General features: G+C 64.5%; 18 protein-coding genes. 3 read left to right on the top strand and 15 right to left on the bottom strand.

All coding sequences use genetic code 11. The features are described from left to right. The first annotated feature begins 27 nt into the window (after window positions 1-27). On the top strand, window positions 28-336 hold the full coding sequence (locus ACVISU_RS39810; RefSeq protein WP_456710570.1) for a hypothetical protein: 309 nt from the start codon (window positions 28-30) through the stop codon (window positions 334-336). Between the two features lie 100 nt (window positions 337-436). Here ACVISU_RS39810 and ACVISU_RS39805 read toward each other — a convergent pair whose 3' ends face one another. The 11 genes from ACVISU_RS39805 to rpoZ all read right to left on the bottom strand — a co-directional run bounded on the left by ACVISU_RS39805 (window position 437) and on the right by rpoZ (window position 12066). After that, window positions 437-1429: a cation diffusion facilitator family transporter gene (locus tag ACVISU_RS39805; protein ID WP_456710569.1), complete on the bottom strand. Its 993-nt coding sequence runs from the start codon at window positions 1427-1429 to the stop codon at window positions 437-439. Between the two features lie 115 nt (window positions 1430-1544). After that, entirely contained in the window at window positions 1545-3800 is a 2256-nt protein-coding gene (gene parC, locus ACVISU_RS39800; protein WP_456710568.1) for a DNA topoisomerase IV subunit A, read from the bottom strand. Window positions 3801-3873: 73 nt separating this feature from the next. Beyond that, on the bottom strand, window positions 3874-4623 hold the full coding sequence (gene recO, locus ACVISU_RS39795) for a DNA repair protein RecO (RefSeq protein WP_050400964.1): 750 nt from the start codon (window positions 4621-4623) through the stop codon (window positions 3874-3876). 105 nt (window positions 4624-4728) lie between these two features. After that, window positions 4729-5109, bottom strand: coding sequence for a hypothetical protein (locus ACVISU_RS39790; RefSeq protein ID WP_050400965.1), 381 nt, complete (start codon window positions 5107-5109; stop codon window positions 4729-4731). Between the two features lie 13 nt (window positions 5110-5122). After that, entirely contained in the window at window positions 5123-6046 is a 924-nt protein-coding gene (era, locus tag ACVISU_RS39785; protein WP_050400966.1) for a GTPase Era, read from the bottom strand. Then, entirely contained in the window at window positions 6039-6860 is an 822-nt protein-coding gene (gene rnc, locus ACVISU_RS39780) for a ribonuclease III (protein WP_146985578.1), read from the bottom strand. Before rnc ends, era begins: the two co-directional genes overlap by 8 nt. Beyond that, window positions 6857-7618 (bottom strand): signal peptidase I, encoded by a 762-nt coding sequence (gene lepB, locus ACVISU_RS39775; protein WP_050400968.1) that lies wholly within the window; start codon window positions 7616-7618, stop codon window positions 6857-6859. Before lepB ends, rnc begins: the two co-directional genes overlap by 4 nt. Window positions 7619-7900: 282 nt before the next feature. Next, window positions 7901-8317 (bottom strand): holo-ACP synthase, encoded by a 417-nt coding sequence (gene acpS, locus ACVISU_RS39770; RefSeq protein ID WP_050400969.1) that lies wholly within the window; start codon window positions 8315-8317, stop codon window positions 7901-7903. After that, complete coding sequence (locus ACVISU_RS39765; protein ID WP_050400970.1) at window positions 8314-9075, bottom strand: pyridoxine 5'-phosphate synthase; 762 nt, start codon at window positions 9073-9075, stop codon at window positions 8314-8316. Before ACVISU_RS39765 ends, acpS begins: the two co-directional genes overlap by 4 nt. 91 nt (window positions 9076-9166) lie before the next feature. Next, window positions 9167-11458, bottom strand: coding sequence for a RelA/SpoT family protein (locus ACVISU_RS39760; protein WP_456710567.1), 2292 nt, complete (start codon window positions 11456-11458; stop codon window positions 9167-9169). Between the two features lie 215 nt (window positions 11459-11673). Next, window positions 11674-12066, bottom strand: a complete 393-nt coding sequence (gene rpoZ / locus ACVISU_RS39755) for a DNA-directed RNA polymerase subunit omega (protein ID WP_016844003.1) — start codon at window positions 12064-12066, stop codon at window positions 11674-11676. A gap of 360 nt (window positions 12067-12426) precedes the next feature. Here rpoZ and ACVISU_RS39750 point away from each other — a divergent pair, with 360 nt between their 5' ends. Together ACVISU_RS39750 and ACVISU_RS39745 are read left to right on the top strand one after the other, a co-directional pair. After that, window positions 12427-13059 (top strand): LabA-like NYN domain-containing protein, encoded by a 633-nt coding sequence (locus tag ACVISU_RS39750; protein ID WP_050400972.1) that lies wholly within the window; start codon window positions 12427-12429, stop codon window positions 13057-13059. After that, a complete protein-coding gene (locus tag ACVISU_RS39745) occupies window positions 13040-13699 on the top strand; it encodes a uracil-DNA glycosylase (RefSeq protein WP_456710566.1) in 660 nt (219 codons plus the stop codon). Before ACVISU_RS39750 ends, ACVISU_RS39745 begins: the two co-directional genes overlap by 20 nt. Window positions 13700-13870: 171 nt before the next feature. Here ACVISU_RS39745 and ACVISU_RS39740 read toward each other — a convergent pair whose 3' ends face one another. The 4 genes from ACVISU_RS39740 to dapA are packed head-to-tail and all read right to left on the bottom strand — an operon-like array spanning window position 13871 to window position 16342. Next, on the bottom strand, window positions 13871-14452 hold the full coding sequence (locus tag ACVISU_RS39740; protein WP_456710565.1) for a peroxiredoxin: 582 nt from the start codon (window positions 14450-14452) through the stop codon (window positions 13871-13873). Between the two features lie 48 nt (window positions 14453-14500). After that, window positions 14501-14974, bottom strand: coding sequence for an SsrA-binding protein SmpB (gene smpB / locus ACVISU_RS39735; protein WP_050400974.1), 474 nt, complete (start codon window positions 14972-14974; stop codon window positions 14501-14503). 1 nt (window position 14975) lies between these two features. Continuing rightward, window positions 14976-15392 carry a large conductance mechanosensitive channel protein MscL gene (mscL, locus tag ACVISU_RS39730; protein WP_456710994.1) on the bottom strand — a complete coding sequence of 139 codons (417 nt, stop codon included), beginning with the start codon at window positions 15390-15392 and terminating at the stop codon, window positions 14976-14978. Between the two features lie 59 nt (window positions 15393-15451). Next, window positions 15452-16342, bottom strand: a complete 891-nt coding sequence (gene dapA, locus ACVISU_RS39725) for a 4-hydroxy-tetrahydrodipicolinate synthase (protein ID WP_050400975.1) — start codon at window positions 16340-16342, stop codon at window positions 15452-15454. Between the last annotated feature and the right edge of the window lie 29 nt (window positions 16343-16371).

The following is a 16371-nucleotide window of genomic DNA, read 5'->3' as shown; positions in this document are numbered from 1 at the left end:
GAGGAAGGGCTGGTCGGCGCGTGACAGATGCGGATGCTGGTCCAGCATTGCAAGGCCGCCCGACCTCATCATTTCACGCGGAACACCACCACCTGGGCTGGCGATTCCGCTTCCCTTTGCCCCAGCCTTCGCGCACAAGAGCGCATGGATAACGACACCGGCCAGCCGAACCCGATCCGACGCCTCGTGCAATGGGCGATCACCCCGCCACAATCCTATGGCGTCTACCTGGCCGCCCTCGCCCTGATGTTCACCCTGTCGTTCTACGCCGGGACGATGAAGCCGAAGCACGCGCCGGCTCCGCCGGTTGCTGCACCATCTGCGCCGCGCAACTGATCAGCGGACCGAAACTGGGCGAAAGCGCGCGCCGTCAAAGCAGCTCAGTCATAGAACTCCGGCGAGAGCTTCAGCCCGTCGCGGTGCGCTTGGCGGCCGGCTAGACCATTTCCGCCGGCGCCAGCCGGCAGGTCTCGCTGCTGATCTCGACCTGCAGGGTCGCGTGGTGGATGCTGAACCGCTCCGACAGCTCGGCGCAGACGCGATGCAGGAAGACGTCGTCATGTCCGCCGGGCCGCACCAGATGCGCGGTCAACGCGGTCTCGCTGGTGCTCATTGCCCAGATGTGCAGGTCGTGCACCTCGGTGACGCCCTCGAGCGCGCCGAGATAATCCCTCACCCGCTTGAGATCGATGCCCTTCGGCACCGCGTCGAGCGCGAGGTTGACGCTGTCGCGGGCAAGCTCCCCGCCGCTCAGCAGCACCACCACGGCGATGACCAGGCTGATCGCCGGATCGAGCCACTGCCAGCCGGTTGCCATGATCAGCAGCGCGGCGATCACGACGCCGAGCGAGACGCCGGCATCCGCCGCCATGTGCAGATAGGCACCGCGCACATTGAGGTCGCTGTCGCGGCCGCGCATGAACAGCAGCGCCGTGCCGCCATTGATCAGGATGCCGAGCGCCGCGACCCAGACCACGGTCCAGCTTGCGACCTCCGCGGGCTCACGGAAGCGGTTGATCGCCTCGACCGCGATGCCGCCGACCGCAATAAGCAGCAGCCCGGCATTGAACAACGCCGCGAGGATCGAGGCGCGGCGGTAGCCATAGGTGTGGGTATCGGTCGGACGCCTGCCGGCGAGCCAGGCCCCGCCCCAGGCCAGCAGCAGCGCGATGACGTCGGAGAGATTGTGAACGGCGTCGGAGACCAGCGCCAGCGAGTTGGCGGAATAGCCGAAGATCAGCTCGGCGATGACGAAGGCAGTGTTGAGCGACGCGCCGACCGCAAACGCGGTGCCAAAACTGTCCGGCGCGTGGCTGTGCCCGGGATGGGAATGCCCGGCATGCGAGTGGCCGGCGTGTGCGTACCCGGCATGGGAATGGCCGTGAGAATGACCGCTGTGGTCATGGTCGTGGTCGTGATTGTGCGCCATGGCAACCGTCGCCCGAGTTCGTCGGCGACGGTTATAGCGCTGTGAAATGTGGATACTATCACACCGCGGCTGTTGAACGGCGGGTTACGACTTGCGCCTAACCCGCCCGACGCTATCACTCCACGCCGCGATTGAACTTGTTCGACTTCGGCAGGCCGTGGGCGAGCCGGCCGGCGTCGGCGCGGTTGCCGCGCCAGTCGGCCAGTTCCTTCATGGTCATGCTGTGCTCGCGGCCCGCGGAATCCTTCCAGGTCAGGCCGGCCCTGGAGTCGAACACTGCGACATCGGACAGCTCCGAGCTGGTGTATTTCTGCAGCCGCACGCCGCGGCCGCGCGCCATCTCCGGCACCTGGTCGAGACCGAACAGCACCATCTTGTGGTTGGTGCCGATCACCGCGACGGTGTCGCCGTTCACGGTGGTGATCGCGCGGGCCTCGTTCGGCATCTCGACATTGAGCACCTGCTTGCCCTTGCGGGTGTTGCCGACGCAGTCCTCTTCCTTGACGATGAAGCCCTGTCCTTCGCTGCTCGCGATCAGGAACTTGCGCTCGCCCTTGTTGACGAACAGCGCGATGATCGCAGCGTCCTGCTCGAGGTCGATGAACATGCGGATCGGCTCGCCATGGCCGCGGCCGCCGGGCAGTTTGGCCACGTCGAGCGAGTAGAACTTGCCGTTGGTGGCGAACAGCAGCAGCTTCGAGGTGGTCTCGGCAAAGAACGAGTGCTCGAGCTTGTCGTCGGTCTTGAAGGCGAGCCCCGAGAGGTCCTCGACGTGGCCCTTCAGCGTCCGCACCCAGCCCTTCTCGGAGATCACGACCGTGCAGGGCTCGCGCTCGACCAAGGCTTCCTCGATCGCGGCGAGATCATGCTCGGGCGCATCGGCGAAGGTGGTGCGGCGCTTGCCGAGCGGCGTCTTCGGCCCGAAGATATCGCGGACCTTGCGGACCTGATCGCCGACCTTGGCCCATTGCTCGGTCTCGGAGCCGAGCAGGCCCTCGAGGCCCTTCAGCTCCTTCCGCAATTCCTTGTCCTCATTGCGGATCTCCATCTCCTCCAGGCGGCGCAAATTGCGCAGGCGCATGTTGAGGATGGCGTCGGCCTGGATCTCCGTGAGCTTGAAGGTCTTCATCAAGACCGGCTTCGGCTCGTCCTCGGTGCGGATGATCTTGATCACCTTGTCGAGGTTCAGATAGGCGACGAGGTGGCCGCCCAGCACTTCCAGCCGATGCTCGATCTGCGTCTTGCGGAAGTTCGAACGGCGGACCAGCACGTCGCGCAGATGGTCGAGCCATTCGCGCAGGCACTCGGCGAGGCCGACCACCTTCGGGATACGGCCCTTGATCAGCACGTTGAGGTTCAGCGATATCTTGCTTTCCAGCTCGGTCAGGCGGAACAGCGACTCCATCATCAGCGCTGGATCGACGGTGCGCGATTTCGGCTCAAGCACGACCCGGACGTCTTCGGCCGACTCGTCGCGGATGTCGGCGACCAGCGGCAGCTTCTTCTCGTTGATGAGTTCGGCGACCTTCTCGACGATCCGCGACTTCTGCACCAGCCACGGGATCTCGGTAACGACGACCACCCAGCTGCCGCGGGCCCCCTCTTCCACGCTCCAGCGCGAACGGGTGCGGAACGAGCCGCGGCCCGTGGTGTAGGCCTCGATGATCGCTTCCTTGGAATCGATGACGATGCCGCCGGTCGGGAAGTCCGGACCCTTGACCCACTTCAGCAGCGCCTTCGACTTGGCGTCGGGCTTCTCGATCAGATGCAGCGCGGCGTCGCAGAGCTCGGCGGCGTTGTGCGGCGGGATCGAGGTCGCCATGCCGACCGCGATGCCCTGGGCGCCGTTGGCGAGCAGGTTCGGGAAGCCGCCCGGCAGCACCACCGGCTCTTTCGACTGGCCGTCGTAATTGAGGCGGAATTCAACGCCGTCCTCGTCGATGCCGTCGAGCAGCAGTCGCGCGACCTCGGTCATGCGCGCTTCGGTATAGCGGTAGGCGGCCGGATTATCGCCGTCGATATTGCCGAAATTGCCCTGGCCGTCGACCAGCGGGTAGCGCGAGGAGAAGTCCTGCGCGAGGCGCACCATGGCGTCGTAGATCGCCTGGTCGCCATGCGGATGGAACGAGCCCATCACGTCGCCGACGATCTTGGCGGATTTCTTGAATGCAGAGCGCGGGTCGAGCCCGAGCAGGTCCATGCCGTAGAGGATGCGCCGATGCACCGGCTTCAGCCCGTCGCGGGCGTCCGGCAGCGCGCGATGCATGATGGTCGAGAGCGCATAGGCGAGATAGCGCTCCTCGAGCGCGTCACGCAGCGGCACCTCGTGAATTTCGGCCGGCTTTTCCGGCGGTATCTGTCGTTTTCCCATGGGGGAGGCGTTAAACCTTGGCGGTGAATCGGGCAAGCCGCGAATCACCGGGAATTTAGGGCCCGAATCGGCCTTACGGAACCGCCGACCGGCCCCGCGGCCGGGTCACGGCGTTGATAAATCCGTCCCGGGCGTCGGAATGGCCCTGGCCGCGGGGCTCCAGCACATGGCGCAGCAGGAACAGCCCGGTGATCTGGAAACCATCACGCAGATCCTGCTCCGACCAGCCGTTGGCGCCCCCCTCGCCTTCGCGCAGGAATGCCGGCAACGGCAACAGCCGGTCGCGCCACGGCTCGCCGGCTGCGCGGGACACGGCACCGCCGGATTTCGGCGACACGTAGATCAGGTCGGTGGTCTCACCTGTCGCCGCGCAGTTCTCCAGATCGAGCCCGAAGCCGAGCTCGGTCAGCATGGCGAGCTCGAACCGGATCAGGTGCACCGCGGCGATACCGGCATCGTCGAAATCGTCCAGTGTCCCCTGCAGCATCTCGTAGATGTCTTCATGCGGATCGCGCTCCGGCAGCAGCCGCGCCAGCGCCGCCAGATGCGTCACGCCGTAGACGGCGTGCGACGAGGCCAGCAGCGTCGCCGCGCGCAGCCGAGTGCCTTCCAGCGCGTACATGCCGAGATGCTCGTCGAGCCGGGCCCGCCACACCGCGGTGACGCTGTTGCCGGGCTGCAGCAGCGGCCGCATCCGCGAGCTGGCACCGCCGCGCACCAGGCCGAGATGGCGGCCGTGCTCGCGCGTCAACAGCTCGACGATGGCGGAGGATTCGCCATGCCGCCGCACGCCCAGCACGATGCCTTCGTCGGTCCATTCCATGAAAGAGAGACTACAGGATTCAGTCGGGTAACACAGCCATTTGCCTCGTCATTTCCGGGATGCGCCTCTTGGCGCAGGCTCGGAAATGACCGCCGACGTGGTCCGCTATGCGTTGAACCAGCCCTGCGCGTCGCCGGTGAAGGAATAATACAGCCCCGCCGTGGTCAGGATGCAGGACACCACCTCGATGGCGCTGTCGAGCTCGAGGCCCTTTTCGCCGATCACCTGCACCAACGAGATCACCGACAGCACCAGCATGGCGCCCAGCGCCCAGCGCGGCCAGTTCTTGCGGTGCTGCGCGGCGAGCCGGACGAAATACACCAGCAGCAGGATCATGCAGCCGGCGGTCAGCGTCTCGCCGGTGATCATCTGTTCGGTCCTGACGTCGGTCGGCGTGCGGTCCTGGAACGCCACCGACAGCGCGTCGAGCGTCAGCGACAGATAGAGCAGCACCTCAAACCACAGCACGTTTCTGGGCACGTTCATTGCGACGCCGGCTCTATTCCTTCGGGAAATCCAGTCCCATTTCCTTGTAGCGGTCGGGATCGTCGCCCCAGTTCTCGCGCACCTTGACGAACAGGAACAGATGCACGGGAACGCCCATGATCTCGGCGATCTCGGCACGCGCCTGCGCGCCGATCGACTTGATGGTGGCACCGCCCTTGCCGAGCACGATCTTGCGCTGGCTCTCGCGCTCGACAAAGATCGTCTGCTCGATGCGGATCGACTTGTCCTTGCGGTCGGTCCAGCTGTCGGTCTCGACCGTCGACTGGTACGGCAATTCCTGATGCAGATGGCTGTAGATCTTCTCGCGGGTGATCTCGGCCGCCAGGTGCCGCATCGGCGCATCCGACATCTGGTCCTCGGGATAGAGGAATGGGCCCGCCGGCACCATCTTCGCCAGCGCCTTGCGCAGATCGTCAACGCCGTCGCCCGACAGCGCCGAGATCATGAAGGTGTGCTCGAAGCGCATCCGCTCGTTGGCGGCCTGCGCCAGCGCCAGCAGTTTCTCGCGCTGCACGAGGTCGACCTTGTTCAGCACCAGGATCTTCGGATGCGCGACGGTTTCGAGCTTGGCCAGGATCGCATTGGCCTCCTCGTCGATGCCCGACTTCGCGTCGAGCAGCACGCAGACGAGATCGGCATCGTGGGCGCCGCTCCAGGCGGTCGACACCATGGCGCGGTCGAGCCGGCGCCGCGGCGCGAAGATGCCAGGCGTGTCGACCAGGATGATCTGCGCGTTGCCCTCAATCACGATGCCGCGGATCAACGCGCGGGTGGTCTGCACCTTGCGCGAGACGATGGTGACCTTGGAGCCCACCAGCGCGTTGACCAGCGTCGACTTGCCGACATTGGGCGCACCGATCAGCGCGACGAAGCCACAGCGCGTCGCATCCCCCTGCCCTTTGGGTTCGTCAGTCATTGGTGCCGACGCCTTCACGCTCGATCATCGCGGATGCCGCTGCTTTCTCGGCCGCGCGCTTGTTGCCGCCGAGGCCCTCGGCGGAGGCGAGGCCCGGCAGGTCAACCGCAACGCGGAATTGTGGATCGTGGTGCGGGCCGGTGCGTTCGACCTCGCGGTAGACCGGCGTCGGCAATCCCTTGCCCTGCGCCCATTCCTGCAACACGGTCTTGGGATCGCGCAGCGGCCGGCGCAGCTTGTGCATCCGCTCGGTCCAGTTGCGCTCGACGAACTGGCGCGCGGCCTCGTAGCCGCCGTCGAGGAAGATCGCCCCGATCACCGCTTCGCAGATATCGCCGAGCACGGATTTGCGCAGCCGCGCGCCCTCGACCGCCTTGACCATGCCGAGCTTGATGTCCTCGAGCAGCCCGAGCGCCTTGGCGACGTCGGCGCAGCTTTCCTTGCGCACGAGATCGGCGAGCCGCTTCGACAATTCGCCCTCATCGGCCTTCGGGAACGCCCGGAATAGCATATCGGACACGATCAGCCCGAGCACGTGGTCGCCGAGGAATTCCAGCCGCTGATAGCTGTCGGCGCGGTTGCGGGTGGCGGGCTTCAGCGCCGAGACGTGAGTGAACGCGGTGGTCAGCAGCGCGGCATCCGAGAACGTATACCCGATACGCGCCTCGGTGCCGGCGATCGCGGCCTTCTCTTCGGCCGCCTTGGCGGCCTTGCTGCGCCGCTTCTTCGGCGCGGCCGTGCTCTCGGCGGCAGGCGTCTGGCTCGGCTCGCCGGTCGGCGCTTGATCGTTGATGGCTGCGGTATCGTCGTTCATCGCACGATGGTGAATAGGCGATTCCACCGCACGGCGAACGGCCAGCGCCAGATCATCCAGGCCTGCTCGCCCTCGGCGATCGAGAAGAAGATCATCTGGGCCCGCCCGATGATGTTCTCGAACGGCACGTAGCCGACCTGCGACAGGAAGCGGCTGTCGGTGGAGTTGTCGCGGTTGTCGCCCATCATGAAGAAATGCCCGGGCGGAACGGTGTAGACGATGGTGTTGTCCATATAGCTGTTGTCGGTGCAGTCGAGCGACTCATAGCTGACGCCGTTCGGCAGCGTTTCCTTCCAGCGCTTGACCTTGGCGGTGGCATCCGCCGAGCCGCAGGGGTCCTCGCCGACGAAATCGCTCAGCCGCTCGCGCTTGATCGGCTCATCGTTGATGTAGAGCAGCCCGCTCCGGACCTCGATGCGGTCGCCCGGCAGGCCGATGACGCGCTTGATGTAGTCGGTGGAGTCATCCCGCGGCAGGCGGAACACGACGATGTCGCCGCGGTTCGGCTCCGAGCCGAAGATGCGTCCCGAGAAGATGTTCGGCGAGAACGGGATCGAATAGTGGCTGTAGCCATAGGAATATTTCGAAACGAACAGGTAGTCGCCGACCAGCAGCGTCGCCTTCATCGAACCCGAGGGTATGTTGAACGGCTGGAACAGGAAGGTGCGGATGACGAGCGCTATCAGAAGGGCATGAATGACGACGCGGATGGTCTCGCCCAAGCCGCTCTCAGATTTGGTCCCGGTGGTCGCGCTCATTGCTTTCCCAATTCCCGCAGGCCCTGATGCCCACGCGGTGGCAGAACGTTCTCTCCACGCGAAGCGTTCGCCCCCCGCGTGAGGAAAATGGCCTTGATTCTGATCTTGAGGGCAAATTCCGGCCTGAACCTGGAATCCGCGTCTCGCTCGATACCCTGCGGCGTTTTAGACGGTTGTTCGCAAGGGCGCAATCAATCGCCGCCTCAAAACTTCGCAATTCATTGAAATATCAGCGATTTTTTAGTTTTCTGAAGTTTTCTGGCAAATTCCGGCGCCACCCGCTCATGTGGCGGGAGCAACCGCCGAAATTATGACGAAGGCCTGCGCCAGCGGCCAATCGTCCGTGATCGAAAGGTCGATCTGCGCCTGCATGCCCGTGGGCGTCAGCTCTTGGAGCCGAGCCAGCGCCCCGCCGGTCAGCCGCATCGACGGCCGCCCGCCCGGCAGGTTCACCACCCCCATGTCCTTCCACCACACCCCGCGCCGGATACCGGTGCCGAGCGCCTTGGAGCAGGCTTCCTTTGCGGCGAACCGCTTGGCGTAAGTTGCGACCACCATCTTCTCATTGTTGGCGCGGCGCATCGCCTTGGCGCGCTCGGCGTCGGTGAAGATGCGGTCGAGGAAGCGCTCGCCGTGGCGCTCGATCACCTTCGCAACCCGGGTGATGTCGATCAGGTCGGAGCCAATGCCGATGATCATGCGCTGACCTTGGCGCGGCCGCGGTCCATTGCCGCACGCATCTCGCGCACCGTGGCGGCGATGCCGACGAACAGCGCCTCGCCCATCATGAAATAGCCGATGTTGAGCTCGCGGATCTCGGGCAGCGCGGAGATCGTCTCCGCAGTCTCATAGTCGAGCCCGTGGCCGGCATGGACCTCGAGCCCGGCCGCCTGCGCGAGCCTGGCGCCGGCGACGATGCGCGCCCACTCGGCCTCCGCCTTGTCCTTGTGGCCGTCGACCACGGCGTCGCACCAGCCTCCGGTATGGATCTCGATCACGGGCGCCTTCAGCTTCGCAGCCATCTCGATCTGCCTGGGATCGGCGGCGATGAACAGCGAGACCCGGATGCCGGCGTCGCTAAGCTTCGCGATGAACGGCGCCAGCGCATTGTGCTGGCCGACCACGTCGAGGCCGCCTTCGGTGGTGAGCTCCTGGCGCCGTTCCGGCACCAGGCAAACGGCGTGCGGCCTGGTGGCGAGCGAGATCCGCAGCATGTCGTCGGTCGCCGCCATCTCGAAATTCAGCGGCTTGGATATCTCGGCTTTGAGCCGCGCCATGTCCTCGTCGCGGATATGGCGGCGATCCTCGCGCAAATGCGCCGTGATGCCGTCGGCGCCGGCCGCGATCGCGGCGAGCGCCAGCCGCACCGGATCGGGTCGCGCCCCGCCTCGCGCGTTACGCAAGGTCGCGACGTGATCAACATTGATACCGAGACGGAGCGGAGGAGCCTTTGACATGTCTTTAACCTGCAACCAAACCTAACCTGTCACCAAACCTGACCCATGCGCGCACAGCGATGCGGAGAACGGCGTCGCCCGCGCACCATCTTCAGCCGTTGACGCGCTCGACCCGTGCAACGACCGCCTTGGCGCGCAATTGCGCGATGATAGCGCTGAGATGTTTGAGGTCATAGACCTCTAGATCGATGGTCAGCTCCGTGAAGTCAGGCGATTGGCGCGACATGTGGATGTTGTCGATATTGCCGTCATGCTCGGCGATCACGGTCGCAATCTGGGCGAGGCTGCCCGGCTCGTTGACATTGTGCACCAGGATGCGCGCGGGGAAGCGCTGCGGCATGGTCTCGTCGATGTCCCAGCGCACGTCGAGCCAGCGCTCCGGCTCCTCCTCGAAATCCTTCAGCGCCGGCGACTGGATCGGATAGATCGTGATCCCCTCGCCCGCCGTGACGATGCCGACGATCCGATCGCCCGGCACGGCGCCGCCGTTCGGCGCGAATTTCACCGGCAGGTCGGAATTGATGCCGCGCACCGGGATCACCGATGTGGCGCGCGCCGGATGCGGCGGGGTCTGCGTCTTCAGCTTGGCGGCGAGCCCCTTCTTGGCGCCGTAGCGCACCAGCCGCTCTTCCTTGTAGTCGGGATACATCGCGCGCGCGACGTCGGAGGCCTTGATCTCGCCGCGTCCGACCGAGGCCATCACGTCCTCGATCGAGGTGCGCGCGAGCCGCGGTAAGGCGCCCTTCAGCTTGTCGTCGGCATATTCGATCTTGGCGCGGGCAAACAAGCGGTCGACGATGCGGCGGCCGAGGCCGGCATACTGGTCGCGCACCGCATCGCGGGTCGCGCGCCGGATCGCAGCGCGCGCCTTGCCGGTCCGGGCCAGCGCTTCCCAGGCGGATGGCGGCGCCGACTGCGCCTTCGAGGTCAGCACCTCGACCTCGTCGCCGTTCTGCAGCTCGGAGGACAGCGGCGCGAACTTGCCGTTGATCTTGCAGCCGACCGCGCTGTTGCCGACCCCGGTGTGCACGGCGTAGGCGAAGTCGATCACGTTGGCGTTGCGCGGCAGCGCGATCAGCTTGCCCTTCGGCGTGAAGCAGAACACCTGGTCGTGGAACAGCTCGAGCTTGGTGTGCTCGAGGAATTCCTCCGGATTAGAGCTCTCCGAGAGGATGCCGATGGTGTGACGCAGCCAGGCGAAGGCGTTGGACTCGTGCTTCAGCCGCTCATGCGGCGAGCCAACCCCCTCCTTGTAGAAGGCATGCGCGGCGATACCGAACTCGGCGATCTCGTTCATTTCCTCGGTACGGATCTGCAACTCGACGCGCTGCTTGCCCGGCCCGATCACGGTGGTGTGGATCGACCGGTAGTCGTTCTGCTTCGGCGTCGAGATGTAGTCCTTGAAGCGGCCCGGCACGACCGGCCAGGTGGTGTGAACGATGCCGAGCGCGCGATAGCAGGCGCCGACATCGTCGAGGATGACGCGGAAGCCGTAGATGTCGGACAGCTGCTCGAAGCCGACCGACTTGCGCTCCATCTTGGTCCAGATCGAAAACGGCTGCTTGCGGCGGCCGAACACCCGGGCGGTGATGCCGTTCTTCTGCAGGTTCTTGGAGAGCTGGGTTTCGATCTCGCCGATCAGGTTGCGGTTGCGCTCGGCCAGTGAATCGAGCCGCTGCTTGACCACCGCATAGGCCTCGGGGTCGAGGACGAAGAACGATAGGTCCTCCAGTTCCCCGCGCATCTCCTGCATACCCATGCGGCCGGCCAGCGGCGCATAGATATCCAGCGTCTCCTCGGCGATGCGGCGGCGCGAGGCCGGCGGCACGAATTCCAGCGTCCGCATGTTGTGCAGGCGGTCGGCGAGCTTGATCAGCAGCACGCGGACGTCGTCGGCGATCGCCAGCAGCAGCTTGCGCAAATTCTCGGCCTGCTTGGCCTCGCGCGACACCAGCTCCAGCCGCTTCAGCTTGGTCAGGCCCTCGACCAGCGCGCCGATCTCATGGCCGAACACGTGGTCGATCTCGGCCCGCGTCGCCTCGGTGTCCTCGATCGTGTCGTGCAGCAGCGCCGCCACGATCGTGGCATCGTCGAGCTTGAGGTTGGTGAGGATCGCGGCGACCTCGAGCGGATGCGAGAAATAGGGATCGCCGGAGGCACGCGTCTGGGTGCCGTGCGCCTTCATGGCGTAGACGTAGGCGCGGTTGAGCAGGTCTTCGTTGGTGTCGGGGTTGTAGGACCGGACGCGCTCGACAAGGTCATATTGTCGCATCATGCGGGTCCGCGGCTTGGCCGGCCGCTCCGCCGTGGACGACGCCGGCGCGACCGCGACCGTTTCGGTTGCAGCCTGCATCTGGATGGAACTGCGGCGTCGATACGCCATGAACTCGCTGCCTCTCGCGCGGGACCGGAACGTCCCTTCTCAATCTAGTGCGCTTTCGAACGAAGCTGCACCCCGCGCGGGCCCTGGAACCATTCAATTTCCCGCGTCCGCATAGGACGCACCGTAACAGCGAAATTGTCAACAAAAGCAAAGGCCCGGAGCGATGTCCGGGCCTTTGGCAAATCTACTCGAAAATGAAGAGCTGAACGGCGAGATTACTCGTCTTCCTCGGGCTGCTCTTCCGGGGGCGCCAGGCCCTCGAGGCCCTTCAGCAGCTCTTCTTCCGTCATGCGCTCGACTGCGACCTCGGTGTCGTCGGCATCGACGCTGGCACCGGCGGAACCGATCAGCGGCACGGTGTCCGGCTCGGGCTCGTCGACCTCGACGAACTTCTGCAGCGAGTGCACCAGTTCCTCTTTCAGGTCCTCGGGCGAGATCGTCGAATCGGCGATCTCCCGCAGCGAAACGACGGGATTCTTGTCGTTGTCGCGATCAACCGTGAGTTGCGATCCCGACGAGATCATCCGGGCGCGATGCGCAGCCAACAGGACGAGGTCGAAGCGATTGTCGACCTTATCAATGCAATCTTCGACGGTGACGCGAGCCATCTCGAGGCGCTCCGTGGTAAAAGGGACCGAACATGTAGGTTATGAGGGTTAGTTATAGGGCTAGCCCCCGTTTCGCAAGGTAAAATTTGTGATTTGCCTTCCCGACAGGCTCTGATAACCCCCTCTGCCGGGGCCAGAATGGCCGGAGCGTCTGACGACATGGCTAGGTTGCTGTCCCAGACAAGTAAATCTCTTCATTGCAATGTCAAAGGTCTAGGCTTTTTGCCCTCGCCTCACCATAATTGCGGTGGTGACTGTCGCGGGGAAAGATTCACAGAACTTTAGGCAGCAACGCCGGAATTTACGCGCGGTCGATCACCGCCGCGCTAAGAACACGAACAACCACGCGAGAACACTTTGATGTCGTCACCTGTTTCCAACAAGATCGCGCTCTTCATCGACGGAGCCAATCTTTACGCAACCGCAAAGACGCTCGGCTTCGACATCGACTACAAGCGCCTCCTCAAGGAATTCCAGGGTCGCGGCACGCTGCTTCGTGCGTTCTACTACACGGCGATCATCGAGGATCAGGAATATTCGTCGATCCGTCCGCTGATCGATTGGCTCGACTACAACGGCTACACCGTGGTCACCAAGGCGACCAAGGAATTCATCGACGCCAGCGGCCGCCGCAAGGTGAAGGGCAATATGGACATCGAGCTCGCGGTCGATGCCATGGAACTAGCCGAGCACATCGACCAGATGATTCTGTTTTCCGGCGACGGCGATTTCCGCTCGCTGGTCGAGGCCGTGCAGCGTCGCGGCGTTCGCGTCACCGTCATCTCCACCATTGCGAGCCAGCCGCCGATGATCGCCGACGAGCTGCGCCGCCAGGCCGACGTCTTCACCGACCTCGTCGAACTGCAATCCAAACTTGGCCGCGATCCGTCCGAACGTCCGGCCCCGCGCGAACCGCGTCATCACTCCCCGCAATTCCTGCAGCGCGCGACCACGATGGCCCCCCGGGGAGCCGATGACGATTTCGACGAGTAATCTCGTCGCCGCACCTACGCGCCCCGACAGCAACTGTCAGCTCTGCGTCAGGCTGGCCGACTTCCGCACACAGGCCCGCGCCCTCCACCCGGATTGGTTCAACTCGCCGGTGGAATCGTTCGGCGATCCGAATGCGCGGCTGTTGATCGTCGGTCTCGCGCCCGGCATGCAGGGCGCCAACCGCACCGGCCGTCCGTTCACCGGCGATTACGCCGGCGATTTGCTCTATGCGACCTTGCTCGAATATGGCTTTGCCAGCGGCGTCTATCAGGCGCGGCCGGACGACGGCTTGAAGCTGGTGGACGCCCGGATCAGCAACGCGGTGCGCTGCGTGCCGCCGCAAAACAAGCCGCTGCCGGCCGAGATCAACACCTGTCGGCAATTCCTCCGCGCCACCATCGCAACCATGCCGAAGCTGCGCGCGATCGTGCTGCTCGGGCGGATCGCGCACGAATCAACATTGAAGGCGCTGGATATGCGTCTGGCTGCCGCGCCCTTTGTGCACGGCGCCGTGCATAACGCGGGCACATTCAAGCTCTACGACAGCTACCATTGCTCGCGCTACAATACGAATACGGGCGTGTTGACGACCGATATGTTCCGCAAGGTCTTCGCGACCGTGCGCAAGGACCTAGGCTAGCACAAGCGACAGCCTTGGAGCGGAGCAGTCGCGCAATTTCGGAATATTAGAAAATACCCCTGAATTGCCCGACGTGTCAAGTTGCTCGGTCGAACGCCGGCCGCAGCCGGCTCCTTTGCATGGGGTTGTTTTCGATATTTTGGAACAGCCCCCTGCGTCGGCCCCGTGACGCTAGCCCTTGCGCGGGTTGTCCCTCAGCCATTCCAGCACGTCGCCGGCGTTCCGGTCGGGCGGGAACACCGGATAGAACACGCGGGTGATGCGCGCATCGTCGATGATGAGCGCAAGCCGCTTGATCAGCGTCAGGCCCGCTACCGACATCGTCGGCAATCGCAGCGCGCGCGTCAGTTCCAGCGCTTCGTCCGACATCACCGGGAACGGCAGATGCAGGCGCGAGGCCATTTCGGTCTGGTACGCGTTGCTTTGCGTCGACAGCCCGAACACCTGAGCGGCACCGGCCGCCTTCAGTTCGGCGAACAGGTCGCGGAAGGCGCAGGTCTGCGGCGTACAGCCGCGGGCCCCCGGGATCATGTCCCAATCGTCGACCAGCCCGATCTTGCCGGGCTCGCCGGTTCGCGGATAGGCGAACACCACGGTGCGGCCCTCGAGCGCCGACAGCGCCACCGAGGTGTCGTCGGTGGCGCGCAGCCTGACCGGCGGGATCGTCATGCCGGTCAGATGCGCGGCGCCGCCATCGTCCGTGGGTGCCGGGATCTTGCTCCAGTCGACGTCGGTCAGGCTGCTCTGGCTCATCAGACCAATCTCCATCCGCCGTCGTCGCAGTGTCGGGCTCCGAGCGCCCTAGCCCCGCGCCCGCATCAGGCGGCCCTTTTCGCGGCCCCAGTCGCGCTTCTTCTCGGACTCGCGCTTGTCGTGCAGCTTCTTGCCCTTGGCGACCGCGAGCAGCAGTTTGGCACGGCCGCGCTCGTTGAAGTACAGCTTCAGCGGAATGAGCGTCATGCCCTCGCGGTCGACTGCGCCAAGCAGCTTGTTGATCTGCTTGCGGTGCAGCAGGAGTTTTCGCGGCCGCTTCGGCTCGTGGTTGAAGCGGTTTGCCTGCAGATATTCCGGGATATTGGCGTTGATCAGCCAGATCTCGCCGTTCTTGGAATCCGCATAGGACTCCGCGATCGTGCTCTTGCCGCTGCGGATCGACTTCACCTCGGTGCCGGTCAGCGAAATGCCGGCCTCAACCGTATCCTCGATGGCGTAGTTGAAGCGTGCCTTCCGGTTTTCAGCGACAACCTTGATCGGACGTTCGTTCTTGTCGGCCACGTTAGCCCTTCTTGAGGAGGTCGCGGATTTCCGTCAGCAGCACGACCTCGTCGGACGGCTTCGGCGGCTCGGCGGGCTTGGCCTCATCCTTGCGCTTGAACTGGTTCATGGCGCGAATGACCATGAACAGCACGAAGGCGATGATCAGGAAGTTCAGCGTCAGCGTTAGGAAGTTGCCCCAGGCCAGCACCGCGCCCTGCTTCTTGGCGTCGGCGAGGTTGCTGGCCGTCACCTTCGCTGAAAGCGGAGTGAAATAGTTGGAGAAATCGAGTCCGCCCGTGATCGCGCCGATGATCGGCATGATGATGTCGCCGACCAGCGAGGTGACGATCGCGCCGAAGGCCGCACCGATGATGACGCCGACGGCGAGGTCGACGACATTGCCCTTCATGGCGAATTCGCGGAATTCCTTCAGCATCCCCATCCCCTTCTGTTCGACATTGCGCACGGTGGTGTTCACGGCAGTAGCAGTCCGGTTCAGTTGATCAGGCCGGCATGGACCATGGCGCTGCGGACGGCCTGACGGGTCGATTCAGAAACCGGCACCATCGGCAGGCGCAGCTTCTCGTCGAGCTTGCCGAGCAGCGACATCGCATACTTCACCGGCGCAGGATTGCTCTCGATGAACAGATTGGTGTGCAACGGCATCAGCTTGTCGTGGATCTTCAGCGCCGTCGTGACGTCGCCCTTCTGCCAGGCGGTCTGGAATTCCGAGCACAGCCGTGGCGCGACGTTCGAGGTCACCGAGATGCAGCCATGGCCGCCATGCGCCATGTAGCCGATGATGGTGGCGTCCTCACCCGACAGCTGATTGAAGTCCTCGCCCATCGCGGCGCGCTGCTGCGACACCCGCACCATGCTCGCGGTCGCGTCCTTGACGCCGGCGATGTTCTTCAGCTCGAACAGACGCGTCATGGTGTCGACCGACATGTCGATCACCGAGCGCGGCGGGATGTTGTAGATGATGATCGGAATACCGATCGCATCGTTGATCGCCTTGAAGTGCTGGTACATGCCTTCCTGGGTCGGCTTGTTGTAGTACGGCGTCACCACCAGCACCGCGTTGGCTCCGGCCTTCTCCGCGTGCTCGGCGAGCTCGATCGCCTCCTTGGTCGAATTCGAGCCGGCACCGGCGATCACCGGCACCCGGCCCTTGGCCTCCTGGATGCACCACTCGACCACGCGCTTGTGCTCGTCGTGGCTCAGCGTCGGGCTCTCGCCCGTGGTGCCGACCGGCACCAGGCCGTGCGTGCCCTCGGCGATCTGCCAGTTCACGAGGCCGCGGAACGCCGCCTCATCGACCGATCCGTTTTTGAAGGGCGTCACCAAGGCAGTGAATGATCCCCGGAATTTTGTCTTGGCTGCCATGGACTTCCTCCAAACGCTTCAGGCTAAAG

Source organism: Bradyrhizobium sp. USDA 4452 (genome assembly GCF_054063575.1).
This window is presented reverse-complemented; position numbering and strand designations above follow the sequence as displayed.

What these genes read in the sequence shown, in the direction of transcription:
- rpoZ (WP_016844003.1), bottom strand. Translation starts at nt 12,066, where the DNA reads ATGGCTCGCGTCACCGTCGAAGATTGCATTGATAAGGTCGACAATCGC.
- ACVISU_RS39805 (WP_456710569.1), bottom strand. Translation starts at nt 1,429, where the DNA reads ATGGCGCACAATCACGACCACGACCATGACCACAGCGGTCATTCTCAC.
- ACVISU_RS39740 (WP_456710565.1), bottom strand. Translation starts at nt 14,452, where the DNA reads ATGAGCCAGAGCAGCCTGACCGACGTCGACTGGAGCAAGATCCCGGCA.
- parC (WP_456710568.1), bottom strand. Translation starts at nt 3,800, where the DNA reads ATGGGAAAACGACAGATACCGCCGGAAAAGCCGGCCGAAATTCACGAG.
- ACVISU_RS39750 (WP_050400972.1), top strand. Translation starts at nt 12,427, where the DNA reads ATGTCGTCACCTGTTTCCAACAAGATCGCGCTCTTCATCGACGGAGCC.
- ACVISU_RS39810 (WP_456710570.1), top strand. Translation starts at nt 28, where the DNA reads ATGCGGATGCTGGTCCAGCATTGCAAGGCCGCCCGACCTCATCATTTC.
- ACVISU_RS39760 (WP_456710567.1), bottom strand. Translation starts at nt 11,458, where the DNA reads ATGGCGTATCGACGCCGCAGTTCCATCCAGATGCAGGCTGCAACCGAA.
- recO (WP_050400964.1), bottom strand. Translation starts at nt 4,623, where the DNA reads ATGGAATGGACCGACGAAGGCATCGTGCTGGGCGTGCGGCGGCATGGC.
- rnc (WP_146985578.1), bottom strand. Translation starts at nt 6,860, where the DNA reads ATGAACGACGATACCGCAGCCATCAACGATCAAGCGCCGACCGGCGAG.
- ACVISU_RS39745 (WP_456710566.1), top strand. Translation starts at nt 13,040, where the DNA reads ATGACGATTTCGACGAGTAATCTCGTCGCCGCACCTACGCGCCCCGAC.
- dapA (WP_050400975.1), bottom strand. Translation starts at nt 16,342, where the DNA reads ATGGCAGCCAAGACAAAATTCCGGGGATCATTCACTGCCTTGGTGACG.
- era (WP_050400966.1), bottom strand. Translation starts at nt 6,046, where the DNA reads ATGACTGACGAACCCAAAGGGCAGGGGGATGCGACGCGCTGTGGCTTC.
- lepB (WP_050400968.1), bottom strand. Translation starts at nt 7,618, where the DNA reads ATGAGCGCGACCACCGGGACCAAATCTGAGAGCGGCTTGGGCGAGACC.
- acpS (WP_050400969.1), bottom strand. Translation starts at nt 8,317, where the DNA reads ATGATCATCGGCATTGGCTCCGACCTGATCGACATCACCCGGGTTGCG.
- mscL (WP_456710994.1), bottom strand. Translation starts at nt 15,392, where the DNA reads ATGCTGAAGGAATTCCGCGAATTCGCCATGAAGGGCAATGTCGTCGAC.
- ACVISU_RS39790 (WP_050400965.1), bottom strand. Translation starts at nt 5,109, where the DNA reads ATGAACGTGCCCAGAAACGTGCTGTGGTTTGAGGTGCTGCTCTATCTG.
- ACVISU_RS39765 (WP_050400970.1), bottom strand. Translation starts at nt 9,075, where the DNA reads ATGTCAAAGGCTCCTCCGCTCCGTCTCGGTATCAATGTTGATCACGTC.